Raw genomic sequence first — 25,067 nt, forward strand, 5'->3', positions numbered from 1 at the left:
TTTTTCAAAAACTAGATACTAGTCTATCAAAAGAGGGAAAGGGTTTCAAGAAAATTGATTGGGAATTTTGTGTAAGTTTTCACATTTAATAGTCGAAATCTAATATTGAAAAGATTGAATTGCTTTTTTCAAGTCATCTTGTAAACTATTTCTCTGGTCAAGTTGAACATAGACTTCCAACAAACAGGATCTGAAGTTAGAAAATTTATAAAAATCTTCCCTTTCTTCTATCGGAAAATCAACAGTTTTTATCCAAGAAGCTACTTGTTCTTGCGCTAACTTCCCTTTTAAAATCGGTTCATAAAGTACTCTCGCTAAACGCCAATCCTCATCATCTGTAAAACGAATCGAAATTCTTTTAAATAGTTGACCAAGTATGTCAAATACTTCATGAACTCTGCTTATAGGAAAGTCTGGATGACAAACCACCTCTGTCAGTAAATCGGCTCCATGTGCAAAAGCGTGAACCCAACCATACTGACTTGAAAAACCTGTCATGTCCTTTTCTTTTGAAAGATAGTACAAACCTTGATTTAAAAGGGCATTACGAATTTCTGCTTTTAATCCCTGATAAAAAACTGATTGCTGGTTGGCATCTGCAGACAAGAGATTTACATAAATAAGCGCCCTAAAAGAACGTTCAAGGGTTGAAGCTCCTAGCTTATCGAGCTCTTTATCTAGTCCACCATCAGAAACAATCATAGCAGATATAAATTGAAATTGCTCCTTTGTAAATAGCTCTTCCTGAATCCCTCTAGCAAAGCTTATAAAAACAAGGTCATCGCGAATTTCTGGAGAAGGATCTCCCAAATGATCAAGTAACCACTGGATTTCTTCCTCATGATAACTTGGTTTTTCTTCTGCCATTTTTCTAAGTAACTCTTGATACATGGGCAATACCTCTACATTTCTAGCAACTTGATATAATCTAGCCCCCATTTCTCGACAGCATCTAAAACAACTCTGAATTCCTGCCCCATTTCGGTTAAGCTGTACTCAACTCGTGGGGGAACTTCGGCATAGACCTTTCGTTGAACAATCTTATCCTTTTCTAATTGACGGAGATGACGGGTCAAAATAGTTTGAGTAATTCCAGGCAATAATCTCTGCAATTCTTTAAATCGTTTGGTACCCGTACTCAACTGATAAATGATTACCAGTGCCCATTTCCCCGTTAAAACCCTCTGCGTTGTCGCAAATGGACAAATACCATACTCACTCACTTTATTTGTCATAAAATATCTTCTTTCTATTTTTTTAAAAAAATTTATCTTTTAGTATCAATAAAAGTACTACTTTTGATACTAGCTATCGAAAAAGTATCTACTTGTTTTTTTGTTTGTAACTGTTACAATTATATCATAAAAAAGAAATGGAGAATAGATATGTCAACAAACTTAGAAATTTTCAACGCTTATAACCAAGCTTTAATTGCTGGTGACTTTCCTGGTGTCTTTGAAACGATGGCAGACGATATTGTCTGGCATCAACCTGGTAATCATAGTATATCTGGTTCAGTTGTTGGTAAGGACAAGCTAGGAACTCACCTGGCTACATTTGCTGAGAAAACTAATGGAACCTTTAAGGTGATAACAAATTGGGTTTCTGACAATAAGGATTTAATCGCAGCTAATGTTACTTTTCTTGGAACACGGGCTGATGGTACTGAACTCAATATGAACGGGATTGACCTCTTCCGTATTGAAGACGGAAAAATCAAAGAAGTTTGGCTCTTCTCTTCAGATCAAGCTGAAGAAGATAGCTTTTGGGGATAATTTAAGAGACCAGGACAAAAAATTTTGATTTTAGGAATTCTTTATTATAAATTTTTTAAAGCAATAGACTAGATAAAAAAGCGAACAAGACAGAATTCTGAGTATCAGATAACTCGTTTTGTTCGCTTTTTATATTTAAGGTTAAACTTTTGTCCCAGACTCTTTTAATTTACTCTCCCAACTGGGCACTGTAAGCGATAATCTGGTCAACCGTGTCTGACAAAAATTGGATGGTATCACGGAGTGGTTTATCTGTAGAGATATCTGCTCCGATAATTATAGCTGACTCAAGCGGTGTCTTGCTACCACCTGATTTGAGGAGATTGAGCCAATCTTCAGCTCCAGCTTCTGAGTTTTTAAGATGGAGGTAACCTGCAGTCGAGATGACTAGTCCTGCTGAGTAGGTGTAGCTATACAAGCCCATGTAGTAGTGAGCTTGGCGCATCCAAGTCAGTGCTGCATCATCGTCAATTTCAATGGCATCTCCCCAGAAATCCGTCAAAACTTCCTTCATAATGCTGTTGAGCTTACTTGCTCCGAAAGTTTCTCCTTCTTCAATCAATGTATACACTTTACGCTGGAAGGCTGCTTCCAAGAGGTGGGTAATAAAGTTATGGAAGTAGGTGTCTGTCAAGCGGTGAGCCAGAGCGAAGCGTTTTTGACGTGGGTCGTCAGATTGGTGCTCCAAGTAGTCACTGAGAAGCAACTCATTGAAGGTCGAAGGCGCTTCGACATAGTAGGTCGACATGTGGGCATTAAAGTAGCTTTGGTGATTATCTGAAAAGATGAATTGACCAGAATGTCCTATTTCATGAATCAAGGTATAGACATCGCTCAAACGACCTGTCCAGCTCATGAGTACATAAGGGTGCACGCGATATGGATCCGCCGCATAACCACCAGAATCCTTACCACTATTAGCAGCAAAGTCCACCCAGCGTTCTTCTTGGTAACGAGCAACTTCCTGACAATATTCTTTCCCCAAAGGTTCTACCGATTTCATAACCAAGTCATAGGCATCGTCAATAGTCACTGCAGGATTGAGGGCGCTATCCAAGTCCAATTTCCAATCTGCAAAGGTCATCTTTTTAAGACCATTTACCTTGGCAACATGCTTGAGGTATCTCTGAGCAACTGGCGCAAAATCCTTCATGATAAGGTCAATCTGACGATCAAACATAGCACGGTCCACTTCTTGCTCAGCTAGAAGATAGTCAAAGACTGAGTCGTAGCCCTTCATATCAGCCAAGAGTTTTTCAGACTTGACCTGGGCTAGATAGGCTGCTGCAGCTGTATTTTGGTGCTTACGAAGCCCTTCCGAGAAAGAACGGAAGGATTTCTCACGAACCTCAGCGTCCTCATGGTTTTGGTAGAAATTCTCATAGGTCACAAAGCTATTTTTGTAGGTCTTGCCATGGGCTTCAAAGTCAGCCATTTCGAAATCCCCAGCTCGCATCTTAGTGTAAATATCCTGCGGACTGTAGAAAACTTCACCAAGATTGGTCAAGGCCTTCTCCACATCAGCCCCTAAGTAGTGGGCTTTTTTGATTTTGGCCTGACGAATGGCTGCCGTCAAGTGAGGTAATTTACCCAAACGGTCTAAGACTTCCTCATCAGCTTCCACCAAGGCATCGTCAAAGAAGGTCAAGGCTACACTGGCATCTGTTTCGAATTCCATCCCAGCTTGAGCAATGTTAGCAAATTCTTCATTGCTATAGTCTGTCGTCTGAGGCATAAATCCATAGTTACCAATATGGCTCATCTGAATGTAGATTTGTTCTAATTCCGCAAAGGCCTTTTCAAAATCCTCAAAAGTATGAAGATTGCCCTTGTAGTCACGGCTAAACTGGTTGATGTCTTCACGAGCCTTCTCGATTGCACGCAAGAAATCCTCACGGTCTTGGTATAGGGCTGTTAAATCCCAAAGTTCCTTCTCTGGAAATTCTGAACGGTGTTTTTGTTCCATTTTCTTCCTCTCATTTCTCTAATTCTAATAAAACACTAAGGGCTGATAAAGCGTAAAGTGGTGCTGTTTCTGCTCGCAAAATGCGAGGACCAAGTCCTGCAAGAACAGCTCCTTTTGCTTCAAAACTTTCGATTTCTGCAGGTGAGAGACCACCTTCTGGACCAAAGATAAAGAGCAGTTTGGCTCCTTTTTCAAGACCAGAGACCGCTTGTAAGAGCGCAGCTGTTTCTCCTTCTTTTGCTGATTCTTCATAGGCTACTATGATAGAGTCAAATTGGTCCAGTTGAGCTAAAAAGTCTGATTTTTTCTCGAAAAGTGTGACACTCGGTACTAGATTACGCTTGCTTTGTTCTGCTGCTCCAAGGGCAATTTTTTCTAGTTTTTCAACCTTTTTACCCAATTTCTTGCCATCCCATTTGGCAACCGACCAATCGGCAGGAAAGGCCCAGATTTGGCTAGCACCCAGTTCGGTTACTTTTTGAGCGATGAACTCCAGCTTGTCCCCCTTGGGAAAACCAGATGCGATGGTCACTTGCACAGGCAGTTCCACATTGTCAGCTAATTCTTCGACCAACTCAAACTGACGATTTTCCACATCCAGCACGCGCGCTAAGCGCTTAATTCCATCATCAAAGACCAAAGTAACCTCATCATCTTCCTTCAGGCGCATAACCTGAAACATATGCTTGCTGGTTTCCTTGTCCTCAATGGTGACAGGAGAGACTGCACTCCCCTTGACAAAATACTGCTGCATGCTAGCCTCCAATCACACCGGAAATATCCTTGGTTTTCTTAAAGACACAGGCATTCCATTCCCCTTGAATCATATGGGTTTCAAGGAAAAATCCAGCTGACTCAGCCGACTCGCGCACCATATCCCACTTGTCCTTAATAATTCCACTCATGATAAGGTAGCCTTCATCCTTGACCAAGCGATAGGCATCCTCCGTCAGATGAATGAGAATATCCGCCAAGATATTAGCCACGATAACATCTGCTTCAATCTCAATCCCCTTAAGCAAATCTCCCGCAGCAACATGGATATTTTCCATACCAGGGTTGAGCTCAATATTTTCCTGAGCAACTCGAACTGCCACATCATCTAGGTCGTAGGCCAAAATTTCTTTGGCGCCAAGCAGCGAACTAGCAATAGAAAGGACACCTGATCCAGTTCCCACATCAATCACCGTTTCGCCACCACGAAGAACCTGCTCCAAGGCAAAAAGACTCATCTTGGTTGTTGGATGAGTTCCCGTTCCAAAAGCCATACCAGGGTCTAGCTTGATAATTTTTTCTCCCGCAGTCGCCTCATAGTCTGTCCAAGACGGCACGATAGTCAAATCATGAGTGATACGAGCTGGCTCATAGTATTTCTTCCAGTTGTCTGCCCAGTCTTCCTCATCCAAGGCAGTCGTCCCCATTTTTACTTCTCCCAAATCCATAAAATCTGTCAATTCTGCTAAGCGAGCCTGTAAGTCCGCCTCAACCACTGCTACATCTACCGTTTCAGGGTAGTAGGCGGTCACAACGATTTCTTCTTGCTGCTCCACCTCTGGAAAAATCTCGCCAAAGCGATCCACATTTCCCACATAGTCCATGCTGTCTTCGATCGCAACACCCTGGGCACCTAACTCAATCAAGAGATTAGAGACTAGCTCCTCTCCCTCACGCTTAACTGTAACTTTTAACTCTTGCCATGTTTCCATCATTAAGATACCAAGCCCGTAAAACACAAAGCCAAAATAGAAACTTCTCTGAAGACGCTTGTGTCTAAGAGAAGTTTATCTTTTTGGCACAGTGTTTAGGGCGAGTTCAGTTTAGAAATGTAACCGAACCATCCTTTCTATTTCTCTATGCATTTTTTCATGTATACCATATCCATGCCTTCTTTTTCAGGTTCAATATGGGTTTGATGGTAGCCGTTCTTCTCATAGAAAGCAACCATACCTTCATCCTGTAATACCGTACACAAATCCCACTGTCTAACGGTTGGAAATTCCTCTTCTAGCAAGCGCAATCCCTCAGAGCCATAACCTTTTCCTTGATACTGGGGCAAAATCGCTGCCGTTCCCAACCAAGCTTTCGTTAACTCGTCATTGGTCTGAGCTCGTAAAAATCCGATGTTTGCTTCATCTTCTTTCACAAAGTAGTAATAGCTATTGGGACGCTCGACTAGTTTCCACTTAATTCGTTCACTGTCCTCCAGATAAGGATCGTATTCATCTTGGTATTTGTCATAAACAGCCTTAAAGCTAGCTCTTTGAATCGCAATGATGGTCTCCAAATCCTCTGCTCCTGCTCGTTCAAGTCTTATCATAAACTTTCCTCCAAATAATCCCTCAATCTACCCTGCAACTGCGGAACTACTTGACTGGATGTCAAAAATTCCTCAATGCTCATCAATTTGTATCCCTGTCCTTCATCTCCAAATGTGATATTATCAAACTGCTCCTGTGTCAGCCGACCGACTAGAAATACCGATTGTTTATCCGCAAAAAGCACACTTGGATAACCCCTACTCCAAAGCAGACAATCCTCAGTCAGATGAATCCCCAGTTCTTCATAAACTTCACGCGCCGCACATTCAAATGGGCTTTCGTCCCCTTCACGGCCACCACCCGGCAACTCCCACATATTAGGCCAAGGGATATTTTCCTTATCATCACGCAAGATGACCAGTAGCTTATCACCACAAAATAAGGCAATCTTGCAACCTTGGAAATCAGTAAGTTCTATTTCCATGCTAGACTCCTAATACCTCGGATAAGGATAAAATTCCCCCTCTTCCAAGCCAACTTTTCCTTCTTCAAAGACTTCTTGGTTCCATTCCATGACGAATTCTTCTGCTTCTGGGTCTTCCAAAAAGTCCATAAGGGCATCTAGTCCAACCTCGGCAGTATCTTTAAGGAATAGCGCAAAATAAGCTAAAAATTCGCGAGAAAATCCTTTTTTAGGCAAGTAAGGGATGACAGTCAAATAGTCTTCCTCATTGACTGTTGATTTAGCAGGATTGTAAAAAAGCACTGCTTCCTCAAAGAGAATGTCATCTGACGAAACCTCTCCGTCTTCATCTACCATCTCCACACCTGCAGCATTTTGTGCCTCCAATAGAAAACTCACTTCAACCGCGTGGTTGCGCTTGTCCCAACTAATCTCAAAGTCAAAGGGAAAGTTCTTCTCCAACTCTTCCTCTAAAACGTCTAAAAATCCATATGTTGCCATTTTGTCCTCTTTCTATGCGACTCTTAAATCGCCCCGATTGCTCGGAAATATGCTAAAATAGATACTACCATCTTACCACAAAATTATTTTATGTCCTAATTATACCATATTGCATCATTTAAACCCTTGGTAGCAGTGATTTTCTTAGCAGTCTGATTTCTTTATTTTTCCCAAAAAAGTCGACACAAAAAAGCCCTTGAAAGGGCTAGCAAATCTATAGGATCAATAGACAAGTAACTAGCACAATTAGATGTGCTTTTTTATTGACCATTCCCACGATGCCACACTTAATCTTATGCTTGTATCTTCTTATCTGCAATAGCATCTGTCAAAGTCTGAGAAAAGTTAAGTCCCATTTCTCGTCCTAACTTGTCTGCCCATCTTGGTATGGTCAAAGTCTTTTTAATTGGTTCCTGACTTCCTAGGTATTCTGATACATCAACAGATACCATAGAAATAAAAGATTTACCTAGATCATAAGTTGACACGAAATCTTCATCATCTTTAAAAGGATCGTTATCAATTAAAGACAAGCTATTGATATCTGATGGCTGGGGCAAATCTCCATCACTCTCTATCAAATCTGCGACAGTTATGCCTAACCACTCCGAACCCATAGCCAAAGCCTCAGAAATCCCCTCTCCTTGTGTAGCTGAGTATTCAAAATCTGGGAAATGGACAAAATAAGTCGCTTCTGCTCCGTCTGTATCGTCATAATAAAATAAAGCTGGATACGTAACTAACATTTCACTACCTCCATATCAAAAAGCAGGGGCTGAATTTTACAACCCAGCTTGCTTTCTTATCCCTCTTTCAGTGTACTTATTCAGCTCACCATGGGGGACTGTGATGGGTCTTTCTCCTTGCTTCTCCATTTTAACATGGGAGCCTTTACCGCCTTTGGTCTTTATCCAACCATGTGCCGTAAGGAGTTTGACCATCTCTTTTTGTGTCATAGGCATAGCGCTTTTACCTCCTGACAACACCATTATAACACGTGTTATACGTATTGTAAAGAGGGATGATACTTATTATTCTCTCATACCAAAAAAACCCTAGTTGTGGTTCTAAGGGCAGCCAATTTATTCAGACTTATTTTTAAATACTGCTTCTTTATAAAGCACTTCATCATCTGTATAGTCAATTGTAAAAGTATCTCGATTTAAGACAGACTGAGGCGGAGTTGAATGAATCATAGGAACACTGCGTACCCTATACTTTTTATCTCCAATTTTTACAAACTGATTAACTCTCAAGGCTTCCAAATCAGGATTTTCCACAGTTATGACAAGGAGACGATTTACTACTTCAAAAACATCAATTATTCTATTTTTCATGTTTTTCCAATTCATAATTATTATTAGAACGAACTTCTTGGTAAACAAAATCAAGTTTAGGTTTAATGTTTTCGTACAAATCTAAAATCTCTTTTGGAGTATCTTCACGGAAGATAAATTTTCTTTTCCCTGAGATAGCTTTATCACTAAGAATCCAATGACGAATTTGTTTTGTAAAAATCAAAACTTCCTGACTTGGTAGTTCCATTATTTCCATTACTTATCACCTCTCTTTTCATTATAGTTCATGCAATAACATTTAGCAATATTATTTCTCAAATCAGTAATTACACTTCTTAGACTCAACTATCATATTTTGAACTTTAAGGGAAATCAATTCTCTCATGCTAATCCCTCTCCTCATCAAATTAAATAGTCAAAAAGATTCTATCTCACACCCTGAATATTACAAAACCATTGAAATATCACAACTAATAGGTTAGAATGGACATAGTAAGATATAGTAGATGAACCATTTAACTCAGATCCACGTTAGAAAGGACTGCTATGCCAGACAATCTCGCACTTCGCATGAGCCCTAAAACCATCGACCAGGTCATCGGTCAGGAACATCTGGTCGGACAAGGAAAAATCATCCGCCGCATGGTAGAAGCCAACCGCCTGTCCTCCATGATTCTCTATGGTCCTCCGGGAATCGGCAAGACCAGTATTGCCTCTGCCATCGCAGGGACGACCAAGTATGCCTTTCGAACTTTCAATGCGACAGTTGATAGTAAAAAACGATTGCAAGAAATTGCGGAAGAGGCTAAATTCTCTGGTGGTCTCGTCCTATTACTAGACGAGATTCATAGACTAGATAAAACCAAGCAAGACTTCCTCTTGCCTCTCTTGGAAAGTGGACTAGTCATCATGATTGGGGCTACAACTGAAAATCCTTTCTTTTCTGTCACTCCTGCCATTCGTAGCCGTGTTCAAATTTTTGAGTTGGAACCTCTGTCTAACCAAGACGTCAAAGAAGCCCTGCAGATAGCTCTAAGTAACCCTGAGCGTGGTTTTGATTTTCCAGTAGAGCTAGATGAGGATGCGCTGGATTTCATAGCAACTTCTACAAACGGAGACCTTCGCTCTGCCTTTAACTCACTGGATTTGGCAGTTCTCTCTACCCCTGAGAATGATGAGGGCATCCGCCACATCACCCTCGACATCATGGAAAATAGCCTGCAGCGGAGCTACATTACTATGGATAAGGATGGAGACGGTCACTATGATGTTCTATCTGCCCTGCAAAAGTCTATCCGTGGCTCAGATGTTGATGCCAGTCTTCACTATGCTGCCCGCTTGATTGAGGCTGGTGATTTGCCAAGTCTCGCTCGTCGCTTGACTGTTATCGCTTATGAAGATATCGGTTTGGCCAATCCTGAGGCCCAGATTCATACCGTGACTGCTCTGGATGCTGCACAAAGGATTGGATTCCCAGAAGCCCGCATTCTCATTGCCAATATCGTGATTGATTTAGCCCTTTCTCCAAAATCCAACTCAGCCTATGTAGCTATGGACAAGGCACTTGCCGACCTCAAAACATCAGGGCATTTGCCTATTCCTCGGCACCTGCGTGATGGGCACTACAGTGGAAGCAAGGAACTGGGGAATGCCCAAGACTATCTCTATCCACACAACTATCCTGGAAATTGGGTCAAGCAAGACTATCTGCCAGAAAAAATTCGTAGTCATCACTATTTCCAAGCAGAAGATACTGGTAAATATGAACGGGCTTTGGCTCAAAGAAAGGAAGCTATCGACCGTTTGCGAAAAATCTGAAATCCTTTTCAAAAAATTGCACTTTCCTCTTGATTTTTTTTGAAAAAGTGGTATCATATAAACATAGAAACGCTGTGGTGTACGACTTCACACTTAAGTGTTGACCGACTATTTTTTGTATTATTAGGGAAACAAAAGTCTTCTAACAGCATGTAGGCCGTCTCACACGGAAACAGCTTCAGTTAGAGCGAGTTGCCCACCTGCTTAATTGCGCGGGTTCAATACAAACCGTGAAGTTTCGGCACCAATACAGCTTTTTTCTTTGCCTCCTTAGCTCAGCTGGCAGAGCAGCGGACTCTTAATCCGTGGGTCACAGGTTCGATCCCTGTAGGGGGCATCTAAATACAACAGGAAAAGCCTTGATAACCAAGGCTTTTTTGCTTATCTATAACTGATTTGCCTCATCATTTGCCCCACTTTTAAATCTATCTTTTCTTTTTGAACCAAATTACATCTTAACAAATAGTGTAAAGCCAGTTACTTTTGCTTTGATGCCATACAATATTTTCATGTAGAGAAGACAAATTTTATCTTCTCTTTTTATTTTCAAAATAATAAAAACTGATTTTCTTTTCATGAATCAGACTGAAACTTCCAAATTTTCCATTTTGTTTATTGATATTTCCTCTAAAAAGGTGTATAATATTTTTATTATCAAACTATACTATACTATATAGGGGGTATTGAAATGAAATTTTCTAATCGTTTATCGCTATTCCTTGCAGGAGTTGTTTTTGTCCTTTTAGGACTTTTCCTATTTACAAACCCAGTAGCTAATCTTGTTGCTTACAGCTGGTGGATTGCATTTGGTTTACTGGTTTCTTCTATAGCAGCTATTTTAGGCTATTTCTCTGTACCAAAAGAGCTTCGCTCACCAGCTCATCTTTTCCAAGGGATTGTTAATCTTCTCTTAGCTCTTTACCTCGTTGCCTATGGCTTTGTGACGCTGCCAGTTGTCATTCCAACTATTTTAGGAATTTGGTTAATTGTAGAAGCCATTATAGTTTTCTTTAAAGGCAATCGTCTGGGATTGATTTTCCCTATTATTGGCAACCATATCATGTGGATAGCGTTGCTTGCATTTTTACTAGGTCTAGTGATTTTGTTCAATCCAGTAGCTACAAGTGTCTTTGTCGTTTATGTCGTTGCCTTTGCATTTTTAATTGTTGGTTTCACCTATATCCTTGATGCCTTTCGTAAATAATCTAGCTGCCATTTTGGGCATATTAAAATAGCTGGGAAGTTACATTCTCAGCTTTTTCTGTTGCCTCCTTAGCTCAGTTGGTAGAGCAGTAGACTCTTAAGCTATGGGGCGCAGGTTCGAGCCCTGCAGGGGGCACATCTAAATCAACAGAAATAAGCCTTGAAACCAAGGCTTTTTTTAACGTCTAATAGCTTTTTGTAGAAAAGTATTTAAAAATAAAAGAGAAGAGAATCTCTCACTCTCTTCTCAGTATATCTTATTAAATTTAGTTTTTCTTAATCTAGCTGATTTTCCTTTGCAACGACAAATTCCTTAACCAATCGATAGATAACAGCAAATATCGGTGTAAAGAATATCATCCCAAGTAAGCCAAAGAGATTGCCTCCAATACTAGCAGCCGCAAGCGTGAAAATAGCTGGCAAACCAATAGATTGACCTACAACTCTAGGATAAATAAGGTTTCCTTCAATCAGCTGTATAACTTGATATAGAAGAAGAGAAAGTAAGGCTTGAGTAGGACTCACTGTGAAGATAAAAATCGCTCCCACAACACAAGCAATCATAGGCCCTACATAAGGAATGAACGATAGCACTCCTGCAAATATACCTGTCATTACCCCATAAGGTAGTCCAAACAGGCTGTAGCCAACCGCTATCATAACTCCTATGATGACTGCTTCAATCAGCTGACTCATCAAAAATTGGTCATAAGTCTCTAGTGCTACTTGTCCAATGTAAGTTAACTTTGTCACCACTTTCTCTGGAAATATAACTTTTAGAAGTCTACTCGTCATCGCTGCCAGATGTTCCTTACTGGATAAAAATAAAAAGGTAAATACTATAATCAGAAAGGCATTCATTATACTTGAAAAAATATTTCCTATATTACTAGTCAGACCGGATAAGAAGGTTATCAAAGCTTGACTAATAGAGCTAGACTGTCCCTGAATTCCTGATACGATAGTTGACAGCATGTCTTTGGTTACAAATTCCGAGCTGTCTAGCAATTTCCCAAGTTGAGTCAGGACTGTTGAAAGGACTGCTCCCAGCTGACTAATAGTCTGAGCAAGGGTTGGAAGCACCAAAACCAAAAGACAGATCACGATTAAGATAAGAGATAGGAAAACAAGCACCATAGCAATCGGACGGCGCAACCCTGCCTTTACCTTCATTTTAACTAGGAATTCTTCAATTTTTTTCATGGGAACATTGAGCACAAAAGCAATGACAGCACCATAAATCAAGGTAGAAGTTACTTCAAAGAGAGATACTGCCCCTGATATAAAGCTTGATGCATTCAGAATTACAAGAGTAACCAGCCCTATAAAAAGGATTAATGGGGTGTATTTTTTTACTAAATTCATAAATTCTCCTTAATAAACATGTTTAGATACGACTATACTATTTGGTTTTTCAAACTCTCGGTCAAGGTAAGCTTGGTAAGTTCCTGGTGCGATAAATCCTTTGGGTGAGAGGATATCGGTGCCAGCCTGACCGACTATGGTATCAGCCAAGAGCACACAGTTTGTAGATAAGACAAAGTAGGATTTAAACTTAGATTTGATAAATTTATAAAGTTCCCCATCTGTCTCATGTCTGATTTTATAAGCGTAGGTGTAGTCTTCCTTACCATCACCTGTCATGATTTTATCTGCACTTGGCTCCCATGGAATCGTCAGTTGTTTCAATTCAGCCAACTTTTTCTGAACTGCTTTTTCCATTTCAGGCGTCAAATCTATCCCATAACCAAAAAGCGTTTTTTGACTCTCACGTTTACATAGGTCAATGTACTTGTCACGATCACAGAAATATAAGACACCATCTCCTACCATGCCAAATAAGGTCTCAGAAGACGGATCATAGTTGCCATAAGAAATAACACGGCCTTGATAGCAGATATCCACATGACCAATTGCCGAAAACAGAGAGGTCTCAGCTGTATGAACAAAAATTTCAAGCTCCGCTGTCTTACCAGACTTCACCATTCCAAGATGGATATCCTCTCTCTCATCAGCATTTTCCTGCATGAATTTGTTGATTTTTGCTAAAGTTCTTGCAGGGATGAGAGCGGCTAGGACAATAGGTAAGCTAATTCTAATACGACGTTTGAGATGGTTTTTCCCAATTTCCCCTTCAAATAAGAAACCGTCACGGATATTGGACAGACCATAAAGGAAAAAATAAGCCCCTAATACAAAGAGTTGAAAGACAGAATTTCCTGTAGAGGACAAAAGACTAGTCCCACCAAGAAAAACTAGTACGAGTCCATCTAGTAAGAGACGAAAACGAGGTCGAATTTTGTTTTTGCGGTAGAGAACATAGGTGACAAGGTTAATACTAGCATGAAAAATCTGATAAACTCCAATCACAAGAGCCAAAATATAAATCGGCACATCCGTCGCAAGATTGGAGCCAAGCAAATATCCCAGCACTAACAATTTAACCAGTGCAACTCCCAAGGTGTCCGTTGACTGACTTTTTTTGAAAATACGTAATACTAAATCTAAGACCGTTGCTATCCAAGCTAAAAACAGAACCAGTCGAATAACCTTTACTGGCAACCAAGTCCCCGTGACCATCAAGATGAGACCTAGCAGAACAAACAAGAACCCCTGAGCAAGTAATTTCTTACCTGTCAGACCTAAAGATAGAATTTTCGCCATATAAAAACCTTTCAACAATAAAAATTAAACACTCCGATTAAACTGACTAGTAAATAGCCAACACTACAAACAGCCTGTGCCAGCAACATATGGTGACTAGAAATGACTGTAGTAATGTCACCATCTTGTCTTATGCACTTCTAAAATTTGTTATATTGATTAGAAGCCAGAGCTTATAAAAACTAGCTAAACTCGAGAGATAGACACAATTGCGACGAAAAAATGTATAACCAATTCAACTTGTTAAGGTAAGAAAGCATTATTTCCAATCTATTAATTATTCATCTATTACCTATTATGACACAATATTCCCTATAGTTCAACTTTTTACTTGTTTTTATATTACACGGACTAAAAAGTTTTCAACAGTTGATTGCATTTGTTTTAATAAGTTTTAACCTTTCTTGGTTAGATAAAAAAAGAACCATACAGTTTAGAATCTGTATGGTTTTTGCCCCACTTTTGTCCCATTTTTAAATCATGACATTGAAAATACCTAAAATCACTTATATTTCAATATTTTTAATTGCTCTCAATATGAAAGTCCTTTCCAAATCCCTGTAGGGGGCATCTAAATCAACAGGAAAAAGCCTTGATTTACAAGGCTTTTTTGTGTAGTCTTAGCACTAAAAAACGATAGAAAAAACACCCCTTCTGAACTGCACCCCAAAAGTTAGACAGAAAAAACCTAACTTTTGTGGCGCAGTTCATTCGCGCCACATAAAGTTATTTAAGCATATCCTTTTCTCTCATTACCATTTTCTGTTATAATAAATTGTACTTCTAAAATAGAAAGGTCTTAAGATGACAACTCTTATTAAACATAAACGTGTAGAATTTTCAGAACTTTTTTATGACTTAGTTTTTGTTTTTGCAATTTCAAAAGTAACTACTTTAATTGACCATCTTCATAATGGTATTTTGACTTGGAATTCTTTCCTTGATTTTTTCATTGCTACTTTGTTTCTCATCGATTCCTGGATGATTCAAACCGATTATACCAATCGCTATGGAAAGAACTCTTTATTTAACATAGTAATCATGTTTATCAAAATGGGAATTTTACTCTTTATAGCCAATATGATTGGACCTGATTGGCAACAATATTTTCATTATCTCTGTTGGGCTATTGGTACATTAACCCTTACCTTATTTTTTCAATATTTGGTTGAATTTTTTAGAAAATCAACCGATGATGCTAATCGGGAAAGTATCAAAGGTTTTCTATGGATAACAGGTCTAGGAAGTTTAGGATTCTATCTAGCAGCTCTTCTTCCTATTTACCTTAGAGTCTATATCTTATTTGCTAGTATTCTGCTAACATTTATTATGCCAAGTATCTTGCTTAATAAATGTTAGCATTACCAGGTAAATCTCCCCCATTTAATCGAGCGCATCTCCCTTCTTGTCATTATTATGTTTGGAGAGATGATTACGGAGCTAGCTAACTTCTTTACAATCGAGAATTTCTCGATTTATTCGGTTCTTTATTTCATTATTATGATTTCTCTGTTCTTGTTTTATTTTGGTCAATTCGACCATGCTATTGATGAAAAATCTAATCAAAAGGGACTATTTCTAATTTACAGTCACTATCCTATTTTCATTGGACTTCTTATGATGACCGTTTCGATGAGTTTTCTTCTGAATCCTGAAGCTAATCGTCTCTTTGCAACCAGCTTCTCTTATATCGGATTTGGCCTCTTTCAAGCTGCTGTCCTAGTAAATGGGCCCCATAACAAACACTATCTTCGCTATTCGAAAAGTTACTACTGTGTCCAAGCGACACTCTATCTGGCTGCCTTGATTCTCTCTTTAATCTTTGCTTCTAATCCTATAATAGTAGTGAGTATAACAACCATTTTAGCTCTAGCTATAGCCATTCATTTTATTTATTTTTATATGACACAGAATAAAAAATATTCCAAATCTAACTGGGGGCTCTTTTAATGAGTTTATAACATAAAAAAGCTTTGGGAACCAAGGCTTTTTTGATTTCTATCTAAACTTTTTCATAAGGTATTTTCGTGCAGGTGCTTCAACTATTTGAACGATTTCAAATCCTTCTTTTTGATAAAGGTGCTGAGCTGCTTGATTTGCCTCGAAGACATTTAGAGAAATACTATCTATGTCTCCATTTTCAAAGACCAAACTAACAAATTTCCTTAAAGCCTGCCTACCTAAGCCTTGTCCCTGTTTCTGGGGATTGATAAAAAATCTTCCAATATGAAGATTGCTGTCTTCTTGCCTGATTTTCTGGATAAGTCCCACAAACTCTTGTCCATCAAAGATAGAAAAGATTCCTTCCAAATCTTGCAAGATTTGAATTGTTAAAGGAAAAGGAATCATTGTCCCCATCCATTGTTCTTGAAAGGATTTGCCAAGGGAGTTAGACCATCGGCATACGAGCTGGGCATTTTCTGTGCTCACATTTTCTTCAAAACGAATTGTCATCTTGACCTCACTATCTTGTTTATGTTTCTCCATTATACTACTTCTCCTATTTTTTACGAATAGATAAGTATGATAGATATTTATTTTTTTCTTGTCGGGAGCATTCTCGCTTCCTTTCTTGGTTTGGTCATTGACCGTTTCCCTGAGCAATCCATTATCCGACCGGCTAGTCACTGCGATTCTTGTCAGACTCGCTTGCGTCCCTTAGATTTGATTCCGATTATCTCCCAAGTAATTGGTCGCTTTCGCTGTCGCTACTGCAAGGCTCGCTATCCATTCTGGTATGCCATCTTTGAACTAGGCTTAGGGCTCCTCTTTCTATCTTGGTCTTTGGGATTACTTTCCTTGGGACAAGTCGTCCTCATAACTGCTGGCTTGACCTTGGGCATCTACGACTTTCGCCATCAAGAATATCCCTTACTAGTCTGGATGACTTTCCACCTACTCCTAATGGCCTGCTCTGGATGGAATCTGGTCATGGCCGTCTTCCTTATCCTTGGAATCATGGCTCATTTTATCGATATCCGCATGGGTGCAGGGGATTTTCTCTTTCTTTCTTCTTGCGCTCTCGTCTTTAGCGCGACCGAATTACTGATCTTGATTCAGTTTGCTTCTGCGACGGGCATCCTGGCCTTTCTCCTGCAAAAGAAAAAGGAAAGACTTCCTTTCGTGCCTTTCCTTTTACTCGCTGCTTGCATGATTATTTTTGGTAAGCTACTGCTTGTTTGATAAAGTCCTGAATTGGCTCTCCTTGGTGGAGAGCTTTTACAATTTTCGAACCGACGATAACACCATCTGACACCGCATTGAAGCGTTCTACATCGGCTTGACTAGATACGCCAAAACCTGTCAAGACTGGGATATCAGCCACATGATGCAATTGTGCCAAGTGCTTGTCCAAGTCTGCACGATAATTGCCAGATTTCCCTGTCACCCCATTGATGGCAACTGCATAGACGAATCCTTCTGCCCCTTCAATCAACTCTTTCTGACGCTCAATCCCTGTGGTCAAGCTTACTAAAGGAATCAAAGCAATGTCTGTGTCTGCCAAAAAAGGCTCTACAAAGTTGGCATGCTCATGAGGCAGGTCTGGAATAATCAAGCCCTTAACCGCTGTATCTGCCAAACCTTTAACAAAATTCTCCACACCGTACTGAAAGAGGGGGTTGAAGTAGGTCATGATGACCAGCGGAACCTCTGTTTCAATGGTTTTCAAGGTTTCAACCAAAGCCTGGGTAGAAGTCCCGTGGGCTAAACTGCGCAAGCCAGCTTCTTCGATAACAGGTCCATCTGCAACAGGGTCTGAAAAGGGAATGCCCACTTCAATGGCAGAGACACCCAAATCTTCTAAAAAGTGTATTGTTTCTCCGAGTCCATCCAAACCTTTCTCATGGTCTCCAGCCATGATATAGGGAACAAAAATTCCTTTTCCAGCTGCTTTAATAGCATTCAATTTTTCTGTTAGTGTCTTAGGCATGAGCTTCTCCCTTCTTTGCTGCATCTGCTTCCAAGCGGTCTTTGACTTGAACCACATCCTTGTCCCCACGACCTGATAAACAGACAATCATAGACTTGTCTGGGCCCAGTTCTTTGGCCAATCTCACCGCAAAGGCAATAGCGTGACTAGATTCCAAGGCTGGGATAATTCCTTCCACACGAGACAAGAGCTGGAATCCTTCCAAGGCTTCTTCGTCTGTCACAGGAACATAGCTGGCACGTTTGATATCGTGGTAGTGAGAATGTTCTGGACCGATGCCAGGATAGTCCAAACCTGCTGAGATAGAGAAGGCTTCAAGAATTTGACCATGGGCATCTTGGAGCACATCCATGAGAGAACCGTGAAGAACACCCGGACGACCCTTAGTCAAGGTAGCTGCGTGATGCTCTGTATCCACACCAAGTCCTGCTGCTTCAGCTCCATACATAGCTACTGACTCATCTTCTACAAATGGATGGAAGAGCCCGATAGCATTCGACCCACCACCAACACAGGCTACTAGGGCATCTGGTAAATCTTGACCTGTTAAGTCACGGTACTGTTGTTTAGCTTCTCTACCGATGACACTTTGGAAGTCACGAACGATTTCTGGGAATGGATGAGGCCCCAAGGCAGAACCAAGGATATAGTGGGTATCATCGATATTAGCTACCCATGAACGAAGAGCTGCATTGACCGCATCCTTGAGCACACGCGAACCGTCTGTCACTGCCTCAACCTTGGCTCCCAAAAGCTCCATACGGAAGACATTGAGAGCTTGGCGTTTGACATCTTCCTCACCCATGTAGATAGTACATTCCATGTTAAAGAGGGCTGCAGCTGTTGCAGTTGCTACACCGTGCTGACCAGCACCTGTTTCAGCGATAATTTTCTTTTTACCCATGCGTTTAGCAAGCAAAACTTGTCCCAAGGCATTGTTAATCTTGTGGGCTCCTGTATGGTTAAGGTCTTCACGTTTAAGATAAATCTTGGCTCCGCCAATATGCTGGGTCAAGTTTTTTGCGTAGTAAAGGGGAGTTTCACGCCCCACATACTGGCGCAAGAGTTGGTTTAATTCCTCTTGGAAACTTGGGTCTGCCTGACTTTCACGGTAGGCCTTCTCCAACTCCAAAACTGCTGTCATCAATGTTTCTGGGACAAAACGTCCGCCGAATTTTCCATAAAATCCATCTTTATTTGGTTCCTGATATGCCATGCTTTACCCTCTCTATAAATCTTCTAATCTTTTCATGATCTTTTTGTCCATCTGTCTCCACTCCGCTTGATACATCTACTGCATAGGGAGTAAAGTGGTGAATTGCTTGTACTACATTGTCTTCATTAAGCCCACCTGCGATAAAGAAGGGCTGAGTTAGTCCAATCGTATCCAGTTGACCCCAGTCAAAGGTCTTGCCACTCCCAGCCACAGGGGCATCAAAGAGTAGATAGTCTGCCTGAGAATTGGGCACATGACCCTCTCCATCCACCTGCACAGCCTGAATGCTGGCACAAGGCAAATCCTCAAACAAATCATCTGCCACCTGACCGTGAACTTGTACCAAGTCCAAGCCAACTTTGTCAATCGCTTCTAACAGTTCTACCCGACTTGGTGAAACAAATACACCAACCTTTTTGACATCTGCAGGAATAAGCTTTGCCAGCTCAGCAGCCTGATCCAAAGTCACCTGTCTTTTACTAGGTGCCAAGACAAAACCGATGTAGTCTGCTCCTGCTGATACGGCTGTTTCCACCGCTTCCTTGGTCGATAATCCGCAAATTTTAACCTTTGTCAATTTGCAACTCCTTGATTCTCTGGGCTACATCTTCTGCCTGCATGAGAGCTGTCCCTACTAAAATTCCGTTAAAGTATGGCGCTACTCGTTCCGCATTCTGCCCTGTGAAAATAGCAGATTCAGAAATGTACAAGCAATCATCTTTGAAATGTTTAGCCAAATCTACACTGGTCTGCAAGTCAACTTCAAAGGTGGTCAAGTTGCGATTATTGACCCCGATAATCTCAGCACCAAGTCTATGGGCTACTTCTAGTTCAGCTAGATTGTGGGTTTCCACCAAGACTTCCAGACCAAGCTCTATCGCGTATTCGTAAAGTTCCTTGAGTCGTTCTTCGGACAAGGCAGCCACAATGAGCAAAATGACTGTCGCACCAGCATTACGGGCACGTATGATTTGCTTTTCATCGATGATAAAGTCCTTGTTGAGCGTTGGAATCTGTACCTGACTGGAAATCTCCCGTAGATAATCCAGGTGCCCTTTAAAGAAAACTTCATCTGTCAGAACAGAAATCATCACTGCTCCGTTCGCTTCATAAGTCTGGGCCTGTTGCACGATATCCACATCGAGATTGATATCTCCCAGACTAGGACTAGCTTTCTTGACCTCAGCGATTACCTGCAAGCGTTCCTGATGATTCTTCAAAAATTCTGCCAAGCGATAGGTTTGACGCAGGGGCTGGATTTCCTCCAGCTCCATCTGATCGACCTCACGCGCCTTCTGCTCCAAGATTCGTGCTAAAAATTCCTGACTCATTTTTGGTACTCCTGTAACAGTCTAAGTTTTTCAAGGGCCTTGCCACTAGCAATGACTTGACGGGCCAAGGCAACTCCATCCTTGATACTAGCCACCTTACCATTAGCATAGAAACCAAGACCAGCATTTAAGACCGTCGTTTCCAAGAATGGACTTGGTTCGTTTTTCAGAACGCTGAGCAAAATTTCTGCATTTTCCTGAGCATTTCCTCCACGAATATCTTCGATATCGTAGCCTTCCATTCCCAAATCCTCTGGGGTAAAGCTTGACAAGCTGATTTCGCCATTTTCAAGAAGAGCAATCTTGGTTGTTCCATTCAAGCCAGCTTCATCCAACCCTTCTGGCCCAGCAACCACGATGGCACGTTTGCGACCCATATTTTTCAAAACCTGAGCCGTACTTTCTAGAAGTTCTGGACGACTAATTCCAAGAAGCTGTGTTTCCAAGGCCATTGGGTGAATCAGGGGACCAGTCAAGTTCATAATCGTTGGAATTCCCAATTCCAAACGAGCTGGCATGATGTATTTCATAGCTGGGTGCATATTTTTGGCAAAGAGAAAGACGATGCCAGTTTTATCAAAAACCTTACCTAGTTCAGCTGGTTTAAGGTCTAGGTTGATACCCAAGGCTTCAAGGACATCTGCAGAACCAGATTTAGAAGAAATCGAGCGGTTACCGTGTTTTGCCATATGAACACCACCACCAGCCAAGACAAAGGCTGCAGTTGTCGAGATGTTAAAGCTGAAAGACTTGTCCCCACCTGTACCACAGTTGTCCATGGCATCATGAATCTCAGTTGGAATATGTTGGGCATGTCCTCTCATGACTTGGGCAATGGCTGTGCGTTCTTCAGGTGTTTCCCCCTTCATCTTAAGAGCCAAAAGGAGAGAAGCAATCTGTGCCTCCGTTACACGCCCAGTTACGATACGCTCAATGACATCCGTCATTTCCACACCTGATAAATTTTCAAATTTTGCTAGTTTTTCAATAATCTCTTTCATCCTAGTTTCCTCACTTTACAACCTTCTCGATAAAATTCCGAATAGAAGACAAGCCGTCTGGCGTTCCGATACTTTCTGGATGGTACTGGAAGCCATAAATTGGTAGGTTTTTGTGTTGAATTCCCATAATGGCCTGGTCATCAGTTGAACGAGCTGTCACTTCGAAGTCTTCTGGCATTTCCTCAATTAAAATACTGTGGTAACGCATGACCGCACGGCCATCCTCAATACCTTGATACAAAACAGATGGCGCTTCAAAGTTGATATTACTCTGTTTCCCATGCATGACTTTGGGAGCCAAACCTAACTTACCACCAAAGACTTCTGCAATGGCTTGGTGACCCAAACAAATCCCAAGAATCGGCTTTTTGCCAGCAAAGTCACGAATCATGTCTTCCATCTTACCAGCATCAACTGGCCAACCAGGACCAGGAGAAAAGACCAGACCATCTGCTTTTTCAGCTTCTTCATACAGCTTGGGATCATCATTTCTCAAGACCTGAACTTCTGCGAAATTTCCAATGTATTGAGCCAAGTTATAGGTAAAAGAATCATAGTTGTCAATCAATAAAATCATGGTCTTAGTTCTCCAATTCTAGTCATAGATTTAGCCTTGTTAATGGTTTCTTGGTATTCATTTTGGGCGACAGAGTCGTATACAATTCCTGCCCCAGCCTGCACATAGGCTGTTTGATTTTTGAGAATCATAGTTCGGATGGCAATGGCGAAATCCATATCACCCGTCGCAGACAAGTAGCCGATTGCTCCTGCGTATACGCCCCGTTTTTCTGTTTCCAGTTCATAGATCCGTCTCATAGCTCGAATCTTTGGTGCTCCAGAAACTGTTCCAGCAGGAAGTGTTGATTTCAAGGCATCCATAGCAGTGAGTTCTGGAAGCAAACGCCCCTTGACCACACTGGTCAAATGCATGACGTAGCGGAAGAGCTCTACTTCCATATACTTGGTAACTTGGACACTTGCTGTTTCAGAGATGCGACCAATATCATTACGACCTAAGTCTACCAACATTCGATGCTCTGCTGTTTCCTTCTCATCCGAAAGCAGGTCTGTCGCCAAATCCTTGTCTTCTTCATCCGTAGCTCCTCTTGGTCGCGTCCCTGCAATCGGATTGGTTGTTACGATGCCATTTTTGACAGAAACCAAACTTTCTGGACTGGCACCGATGATTTGATAATCCCCAAAATCATAGAAATAAAGGTAATTAGAAGGATTAGTCACGCGAAGATTTCTGTAGAAGTCAAATGGATTTCCAGTAACTTCTGCTGAAAAACGCTGACTGAGTACACATTGAAACATATCCCCGTTACGAATCAAGTCACGAGCTGTTTCTACCATTTCCTCAAACTTCTGAGGAGCGATATGGGATTTGAAGTCAAGTGGTGATAAATCCAAATCTTCAAATTCATTTGGAGCAGGAATGCGTAATTCCTCAAGCACTTGATTCAAAGCTTTTTCCAAGTCTTCTTGACTGCGCTCACTATAAAGAGCATCCTCGATGACATGGATTTTTTCCTTCTTGTGGTCAAAGACCATGTAACTCTCATAGACGAAGAAATGCATGTCTGGCGTTCCAATTGTATCTTGAGGAATTTGACCAATTTCTTCATAAAGAGAAATCATATCGTAACCCACAAAACCAATGGCTCCTCCACCAAAAGGTAGGTCTGAATGGTGTTGGCTCTTATAAGTTACTTCATAAAGGAAATCCAAGGGATCACGATCAATCACTTGCCCATTTTGATAAAGAACTCCATTTTCAAACTTAATCTCAAAAACAGGATTATAGGCTAAGATAGAAAAACGAGCTGTTTCCTTGTCTCTCGGAATACTCTCTAAAATAACCTTGTGTTGCCCCTTTAGGCGCATATAAGCCAAGATTGGTGATAAGACATCTCCATGAATGATTCGTTCCATTGTAATTTCCCTTTCAGTTCTACTTCTAGTCCGTGATGACTGTATGAAAAATCCCCACGCAAAACAACTTGCGTGAGGACGAAATTCGCGGTGCCACCTCAATTATAGGATTTCTCCTATCTCTCATTCCTGTCTTAGAAAGATTCTGTAACAGGCTGTGCGATAAAGGGCACTCCCTTGAGAATTATGTTTTCTTCTCTTATTTCAGATGAACCCAACCTTACAGTTTTCTCTGCTTGTTTCCAGCAACCACAAGCTCTCTGTGAGAGAAAGGACTGTAATTTTTCCATCTATTATTTTTTAGCTTCTAGGTAGTCCGCAATTGCAGCTACGTCCTTGTCTCCACGACCAGAGACATTGATAATGATAATGTCGTCTTTACTTAGTTTCGGTGCACGTTTAACTGCTTCTGCGATAGCGTGCGAACTTTCAATCGCTGGGATAATTCCTTCAGTCTTGCTGAGGAGGAGCAAGGCTTGAACCGCTTCTTCGTCTGTCGCAGCCACATAGTCCACGCGACCTGAATCTTTGAAGTAGGCGTGTTCTGGGCCAACCCCTGGATAGTCCAATCCAGCTGAGATAGAGTAAACTGGAGCTAGCTCTCCGTCCTCCTTAAAGACTGCATAGGTCTTCATGCCATCGACAATTCCGATACTACCTTTTGTCATAGTAGCTGCGTGCTTGTCTGTATCAAGTCCGTGCCCAGCAGCTTCAACCCCAACCAATTTGACTTCTTCATCAGCCACATACTGAGAAAATGCACCGATGGCATTGGAACCACCACCTACACAAGCAATAACGTAGTCTGGTAAACGACCTTCTTTTTCTAAGATTTGACGGCGAGATTCTTCACTGATGACCTTTTGGAACTCATGAACAATGGTTGGATATGGGTGAGGTCCTACAGCAGATCCCAAAACGTAGAAGGCTTCCAAATCATTCATCCATGCTCCAAAGGCTGCATCAACAGCATCTTTGAGGGTACGAGTCCCTGTTTCAACTGCATGAACAGTTGCTCCCATCATCTCCATACGGAAAACATTGAGACGTTGACGTTCCACATCCTCTGCTCCCATGTAGACATCACAGGCCATACCAAACTTGGCTGCGGCCGCTGCAGTCGCAACACCGTGCTGACCTGCACCTGTTTCTGCGATCACTCGTTTTTTGCCCATACGTTTAGCAAGAAGAATTTGCCCTAAAACGTTGTTGAGCTTGTGAGAACCAAGGTGGTTAAGGTCTTCACGTTTGAGAAAAATCTTAGCTCCACCTAGGTGCTCTGTCAAACTTTCTGCAAAATAGAGCGGTGTTTCGCGACCTGAATAGTCCTTTAGGTAATGACGAAATTCTGCCAAAAACTCTGGATCATCTTTGTACTTTTCAAATGTCACTTCCAACTCATCCAACAAAGCCTGAATCGGCTCTGGTACGAAACTACCACCAAATTGTCCAAAATAACCTTTAGTTGTCATAAAATTTTTCCTCTTTCTGTATTGATTTCAAGATATGAAAAAGCCCACACACAGAATTAAATTCCGTGTGAGGGCGTTGGTAACGCGGTGCCACCTCAATTATAAAGGGACTATTCCCCTTTACATCTCTGCCTTGTCTAACAACAAGTTGCACTGTAAGGTGTGCGCACCGAATTTTCATTGTTTCAAATTCATTTTTAAAATCAGCCCACTTTCACTACTTCCAACCACCTGT

Annotated in this window: 27 protein-coding genes, 2 tRNA genes, 1 pseudogene and 1 other annotated feature; of the genes and pseudogenes, 7 read left to right on the forward strand and 23 right to left on the reverse strand. The window is 41.2% G+C overall.

The features are described from left to right. Window positions 1-99 precede the first annotated feature (99 nt). The gene (locus tag GEZ84_RS04290; protein WP_153223612.1) at window positions 100-891 is read right to left on the reverse strand and encodes a DUF2785 domain-containing protein; all 792 of its coding nucleotides are present in this window, start codon (window positions 889-891) and stop codon (window positions 100-102) included. A gap of 11 nt (window positions 892-902) precedes the next feature. After that, complete coding sequence (locus GEZ84_RS04295; RefSeq protein ID WP_000182730.1) at window positions 903-1,235, reverse strand: winged helix-turn-helix transcriptional regulator; 333 nt, start codon at window positions 1,233-1,235, stop codon at window positions 903-905. Window positions 1,236-1,385: 150 nt separating this feature from the next. Between GEZ84_RS04295 and GEZ84_RS04300 the strand changes: the two genes are divergently transcribed. After that, entirely contained in the window at window positions 1,386-1,775 is a 390-nt protein-coding gene (locus GEZ84_RS04300) for a nuclear transport factor 2 family protein (protein WP_033676496.1), read from the forward strand. Window positions 1,776-1,944: 169 nt separating this feature from the next. Here the strand turns inward: GEZ84_RS04300 and pepF are convergent, their stop codons facing one another. From pepF to GEZ84_RS04350, 10 genes are all read right to left on the reverse strand, one after another. After that, a complete protein-coding gene (pepF, locus tag GEZ84_RS04305) occupies window positions 1,945-3,741 on the reverse strand; it encodes an oligoendopeptidase F (RefSeq protein ID WP_153223613.1) in 1,797 nt (598 codons plus the stop codon). A gap of 10 nt (window positions 3,742-3,751) precedes the next feature. Then, a complete protein-coding gene (locus GEZ84_RS04310; protein ID WP_153223614.1) occupies window positions 3,752-4,495 on the reverse strand; it encodes a 16S rRNA (uracil(1498)-N(3))-methyltransferase in 744 nt (247 codons plus the stop codon). Between the two features lies 1 nt (window position 4,496). Next, window positions 4,497-5,447, reverse strand: a complete 951-nt coding sequence (gene prmA / locus GEZ84_RS04315) for a 50S ribosomal protein L11 methyltransferase (RefSeq protein ID WP_153223651.1) — start codon at window positions 5,445-5,447, stop codon at window positions 4,497-4,499. 137 nt (window positions 5,448-5,584) lie between these two features. Then, window positions 5,585-6,058, reverse strand: coding sequence for a GNAT family N-acetyltransferase (locus GEZ84_RS04320; RefSeq protein ID WP_153223615.1), 474 nt, complete (start codon window positions 6,056-6,058; stop codon window positions 5,585-5,587). Then, window positions 6,055-6,483 carry an NUDIX hydrolase gene (locus tag GEZ84_RS04325; protein WP_153223616.1) on the reverse strand — a complete coding sequence of 143 codons (429 nt, stop codon included), beginning with the start codon at window positions 6,481-6,483 and terminating at the stop codon, window positions 6,055-6,057. Before GEZ84_RS04325 ends, GEZ84_RS04320 begins: the two co-directional genes overlap by 4 nt. A gap of 9 nt (window positions 6,484-6,492) precedes the next feature. Beyond that, the gene (locus tag GEZ84_RS04330) at window positions 6,493-6,963 is read right to left on the reverse strand and encodes a DUF3013 family protein (RefSeq protein ID WP_000257122.1); all 471 of its coding nucleotides are present in this window, start codon (window positions 6,961-6,963) and stop codon (window positions 6,493-6,495) included. A 293-nt stretch (window positions 6,964-7,256) separates the two neighbouring features. Continuing rightward, entirely contained in the window at window positions 7,257-7,709 is a 453-nt protein-coding gene (locus tag GEZ84_RS04335) for a type II toxin-antitoxin system HicB family antitoxin (RefSeq protein ID WP_153223617.1), read from the reverse strand. A 36-nt stretch (window positions 7,710-7,745) separates the two neighbouring features. Continuing rightward, window positions 7,746-7,925, reverse strand: a complete 180-nt coding sequence (locus GEZ84_RS04340) for a type II toxin-antitoxin system HicA family toxin (RefSeq protein ID WP_194252024.1) — start codon at window positions 7,923-7,925, stop codon at window positions 7,746-7,748. A 120-nt stretch (window positions 7,926-8,045) separates the two neighbouring features. Continuing rightward, entirely contained in the window at window positions 8,046-8,300 is a 255-nt protein-coding gene (locus GEZ84_RS04345) for a hypothetical protein (protein ID WP_194252025.1), read from the reverse strand. Beyond that, complete coding sequence (locus tag GEZ84_RS04350; RefSeq protein ID WP_153223619.1) at window positions 8,290-8,517, reverse strand: hypothetical protein; 228 nt, start codon at window positions 8,515-8,517, stop codon at window positions 8,290-8,292. The genes GEZ84_RS04345 and GEZ84_RS04350 overlap by 11 nt, the downstream gene beginning before the upstream one ends. A gap of 290 nt (window positions 8,518-8,807) precedes the next feature. On the opposite strand from GEZ84_RS04350, the gene GEZ84_RS04355 reads away from it, so the two are divergent. The 4 genes from GEZ84_RS04355 to GEZ84_RS04370 all read left to right on the forward strand — a co-directional run bounded on the left by GEZ84_RS04355 (window position 8,808) and on the right by GEZ84_RS04370 (window position 11,418). Next, on the forward strand, window positions 8,808-10,079 hold the full coding sequence (locus GEZ84_RS04355) for a replication-associated recombination protein A (protein ID WP_153223620.1): 1,272 nt from the start codon (window positions 8,808-8,810) through the stop codon (window positions 10,077-10,079). Window positions 10,080-10,343: 264 nt separating this feature from the next. After that, window positions 10,344-10,416: transfer RNA gene (locus GEZ84_RS04360), tRNA-Lys, on the forward strand. 351 nt (window positions 10,417-10,767) lie between these two features. Beyond that, window positions 10,768-11,283, forward strand: coding sequence for a DUF308 domain-containing protein (locus GEZ84_RS04365; protein ID WP_000672744.1), 516 nt, complete (start codon window positions 10,768-10,770; stop codon window positions 11,281-11,283). Window positions 11,284-11,345: 62 nt separating this feature from the next. After that, window positions 11,346-11,418, forward strand: a tRNA-Lys gene (locus tag GEZ84_RS04370). A gap of 140 nt (window positions 11,419-11,558) precedes the next feature. On the opposite strand, the gene GEZ84_RS04375 is transcribed toward GEZ84_RS04370, so the two are convergent. Both GEZ84_RS04375 and GEZ84_RS04380 read right to left on the reverse strand, forming a co-directional pair. Beyond that, window positions 11,559-12,647, reverse strand: a complete 1,089-nt coding sequence (locus GEZ84_RS04375; protein WP_001055024.1) for an AI-2E family transporter — start codon at window positions 12,645-12,647, stop codon at window positions 11,559-11,561. A gap of 9 nt (window positions 12,648-12,656) precedes the next feature. Next, the gene (locus tag GEZ84_RS04380; protein WP_001062781.1) at window positions 12,657-13,946 is read right to left on the reverse strand and encodes a membrane protein; all 1,290 of its coding nucleotides are present in this window, start codon (window positions 13,944-13,946) and stop codon (window positions 12,657-12,659) included. Between the two features lie 804 nt (window positions 13,947-14,750). On the opposite strand from GEZ84_RS04380, the pseudogene GEZ84_RS04385 reads away from it, so the two are divergent. Next, window positions 14,751-15,896: pseudogene (locus GEZ84_RS04385) on the forward strand (low temperature requirement protein A). A 48-nt stretch (window positions 15,897-15,944) separates the two neighbouring features. On the opposite strand, the gene GEZ84_RS04390 reads toward GEZ84_RS04385, so the two are convergent. After that, complete coding sequence (locus tag GEZ84_RS04390) at window positions 15,945-16,400, reverse strand: GNAT family N-acetyltransferase (RefSeq protein WP_194252027.1); 456 nt, start codon at window positions 16,398-16,400, stop codon at window positions 15,945-15,947. Between the two features lie 69 nt (window positions 16,401-16,469). Between GEZ84_RS04390 and GEZ84_RS04395 the strand changes: the two genes are divergently transcribed. After that, the gene (locus tag GEZ84_RS04395) at window positions 16,470-17,129 is read left to right on the forward strand and encodes a prepilin peptidase (protein ID WP_125453184.1); all 660 of its coding nucleotides are present in this window, start codon (window positions 16,470-16,472) and stop codon (window positions 17,127-17,129) included. Here the strand turns inward: GEZ84_RS04395 and trpA are convergent. The 8 genes from trpA to trpB (GEZ84_RS04435) form a co-directional block, all read right to left on the reverse strand. Continuing rightward, entirely contained in the window at window positions 17,101-17,877 is a 777-nt protein-coding gene (gene trpA, locus GEZ84_RS04400; protein ID WP_094753351.1) for a tryptophan synthase subunit alpha, read from the reverse strand. The genes GEZ84_RS04395 and trpA overlap by 29 nt on opposite strands. Beyond that, the gene (gene trpB, locus GEZ84_RS04405) at window positions 17,870-19,093 is read right to left on the reverse strand and encodes a tryptophan synthase subunit beta (protein WP_153223622.1); all 1,224 of its coding nucleotides are present in this window, start codon (window positions 19,091-19,093) and stop codon (window positions 17,870-17,872) included. The genes trpA and trpB (GEZ84_RS04405) overlap by 8 nt, the downstream gene beginning before the upstream one ends. Further along, window positions 19,071-19,670: a phosphoribosylanthranilate isomerase gene (locus tag GEZ84_RS04410; RefSeq protein WP_153223623.1), complete on the reverse strand. Its 600-nt coding sequence runs from the start codon at window positions 19,668-19,670 to the stop codon at window positions 19,071-19,073. The genes trpB (GEZ84_RS04405) and GEZ84_RS04410 overlap by 23 nt, the downstream gene beginning before the upstream one ends. Beyond that, window positions 19,657-20,424 (reverse strand): indole-3-glycerol phosphate synthase TrpC, encoded by a 768-nt coding sequence (gene trpC / locus GEZ84_RS04415; protein WP_153223624.1) that lies wholly within the window; start codon window positions 20,422-20,424, stop codon window positions 19,657-19,659. Before trpC ends, GEZ84_RS04410 begins: the two co-directional genes overlap by 14 nt. Beyond that, complete coding sequence (gene trpD / locus GEZ84_RS04420; protein ID WP_153223625.1) at window positions 20,421-21,425, reverse strand: anthranilate phosphoribosyltransferase; 1,005 nt, start codon at window positions 21,423-21,425, stop codon at window positions 20,421-20,423. Before trpD ends, trpC begins: the two co-directional genes overlap by 4 nt. A 10-nt stretch (window positions 21,426-21,435) precedes the next feature. Beyond that, complete coding sequence (locus tag GEZ84_RS04425; RefSeq protein ID WP_000601904.1) at window positions 21,436-22,002, reverse strand: aminodeoxychorismate/anthranilate synthase component II; 567 nt, start codon at window positions 22,000-22,002, stop codon at window positions 21,436-21,438. Next, window positions 21,999-23,360 carry an anthranilate synthase component I gene (gene trpE, locus GEZ84_RS04430; protein ID WP_153223626.1) on the reverse strand — a complete coding sequence of 454 codons (1,362 nt, stop codon included), beginning with the start codon at window positions 23,358-23,360 and terminating at the stop codon, window positions 21,999-22,001. The genes GEZ84_RS04425 and trpE overlap by 4 nt, the downstream gene beginning before the upstream one ends. Window positions 23,361-23,431: 71 nt before the next feature. Then, window positions 23,432-23,663 (reverse strand) — a binding site (T-box leader). After that, on the reverse strand, window positions 23,654-24,832 hold the full coding sequence (trpB, locus tag GEZ84_RS04435; RefSeq protein WP_153223627.1) for a tryptophan synthase subunit beta: 1,179 nt from the start codon (window positions 24,830-24,832) through the stop codon (window positions 23,654-23,656). It overlaps the preceding feature by 10 nt. Window positions 24,833-25,067: the final 235 nt, after the last annotated feature.

Origin of the sequence: Streptococcus mitis (assembly GCF_009496155.1) — a bacterium.
GTDB classification, from domain to species: Bacteria; Bacillota; Bacilli; order Lactobacillales; family Streptococcaceae; genus Streptococcus; species Streptococcus mitis_BQ.

Bases quoted from the DNA above. Each gene is read 5' to 3' on its own strand.
- GEZ84_RS04330 (WP_000257122.1), bottom strand. From the start codon at position 6,963: ATGGCAACATATGGATTTTTAGACGTTTTAGAGGAAGAGTTGGAGAAG.
- GEZ84_RS04365 (WP_000672744.1), top strand. From the start codon at position 10,768: ATGAAATTTTCTAATCGTTTATCGCTATTCCTTGCAGGAGTTGTTTTT.
- prmA (WP_153223651.1), bottom strand. From the start codon at position 5,447: ATGGAAACATGGCAAGAGTTAAAAGTTACAGTTAAGCGTGAGGGAGAG.
- GEZ84_RS04290 (WP_153223612.1), bottom strand. From the start codon at position 891: ATGTATCAAGAGTTACTTAGAAAAATGGCAGAAGAAAAACCAAGTTAT.
- trpE (WP_153223626.1), bottom strand. From the start codon at position 23,360: ATGGAACGAATCATTCATGGAGATGTCTTATCACCAATCTTGGCTTAT.
- trpA (WP_094753351.1), bottom strand. From the start codon at position 17,877: ATGCCTAAGACACTAACAGAAAAATTGAATGCTATTAAAGCAGCTGGA.
- GEZ84_RS04350 (WP_153223619.1), bottom strand. From the start codon at position 8,517: ATGGAAATAATGGAACTACCAAGTCAGGAAGTTTTGATTTTTACAAAA.
- GEZ84_RS04345 (WP_194252025.1), bottom strand. From the start codon at position 8,300: ATGAAAAATAGAATAATTGATGTTTTTGAAGTAGTAAATCGTCTCCTT.
- GEZ84_RS04390 (WP_194252027.1), bottom strand. From the start codon at position 16,400: ATGACAATTCGTTTTGAAGAAAATGTGAGCACAGAAAATGCCCAGCTC.
- GEZ84_RS04380 (WP_001062781.1), bottom strand. From the start codon at position 13,946: ATGGCGAAAATTCTATCTTTAGGTCTGACAGGTAAGAAATTACTTGCT.
- GEZ84_RS04295 (WP_000182730.1), bottom strand. From the start codon at position 1,235: ATGACAAATAAAGTGAGTGAGTATGGTATTTGTCCATTTGCGACAACG.
- GEZ84_RS04340 (WP_194252024.1), bottom strand. From the start codon at position 7,925: ATGCCTATGACACAAAAAGAGATGGTCAAACTCCTTACGGCACATGGT.
- GEZ84_RS04425 (WP_000601904.1), bottom strand. From the start codon at position 22,002: ATGATTTTATTGATTGACAACTATGATTCTTTTACCTATAACTTGGCT.
- GEZ84_RS04395 (WP_125453184.1), top strand. From the start codon at position 16,470: ATGATAGATATTTATTTTTTTCTTGTCGGGAGCATTCTCGCTTCCTTT.
- pepF (WP_153223613.1), bottom strand. From the start codon at position 3,741: ATGGAACAAAAACACCGTTCAGAATTTCCAGAGAAGGAACTTTGGGAT.
- trpC (WP_153223624.1), bottom strand. From the start codon at position 20,424: ATGAGTCAGGAATTTTTAGCACGAATCTTGGAGCAGAAGGCGCGTGAG.
- GEZ84_RS04355 (WP_153223620.1), top strand. From the start codon at position 8,808: ATGCCAGACAATCTCGCACTTCGCATGAGCCCTAAAACCATCGACCAG.
- trpB (WP_153223622.1), bottom strand. From the start codon at position 19,093: ATGGCATATCAGGAACCAAATAAAGATGGATTTTATGGAAAATTCGGC.
- GEZ84_RS04310 (WP_153223614.1), bottom strand. From the start codon at position 4,495: ATGCAGCAGTATTTTGTCAAGGGGAGTGCAGTCTCTCCTGTCACCATT.
- GEZ84_RS04335 (WP_153223617.1), bottom strand. From the start codon at position 7,709: ATGTTAGTTACGTATCCAGCTTTATTTTATTATGACGATACAGACGGA.
- trpD (WP_153223625.1), bottom strand. From the start codon at position 21,425: ATGAAAGAGATTATTGAAAAACTAGCAAAATTTGAAAATTTATCAGGT.
- GEZ84_RS04320 (WP_153223615.1), bottom strand. From the start codon at position 6,058: ATGATAAGACTTGAACGAGCAGGAGCAGAGGATTTGGAGACCATCATT.
- GEZ84_RS04300 (WP_033676496.1), top strand. From the start codon at position 1,386: ATGTCAACAAACTTAGAAATTTTCAACGCTTATAACCAAGCTTTAATT.
- GEZ84_RS04375 (WP_001055024.1), bottom strand. From the start codon at position 12,647: ATGAATTTAGTAAAAAAATACACCCCATTAATCCTTTTTATAGGGCTG.
- trpB (WP_153223627.1), bottom strand. From the start codon at position 24,832: ATGACAACTAAAGGTTATTTTGGACAATTTGGTGGTAGTTTCGTACCA.
- GEZ84_RS04325 (WP_153223616.1), bottom strand. From the start codon at position 6,483: ATGGAAATAGAACTTACTGATTTCCAAGGTTGCAAGATTGCCTTATTT.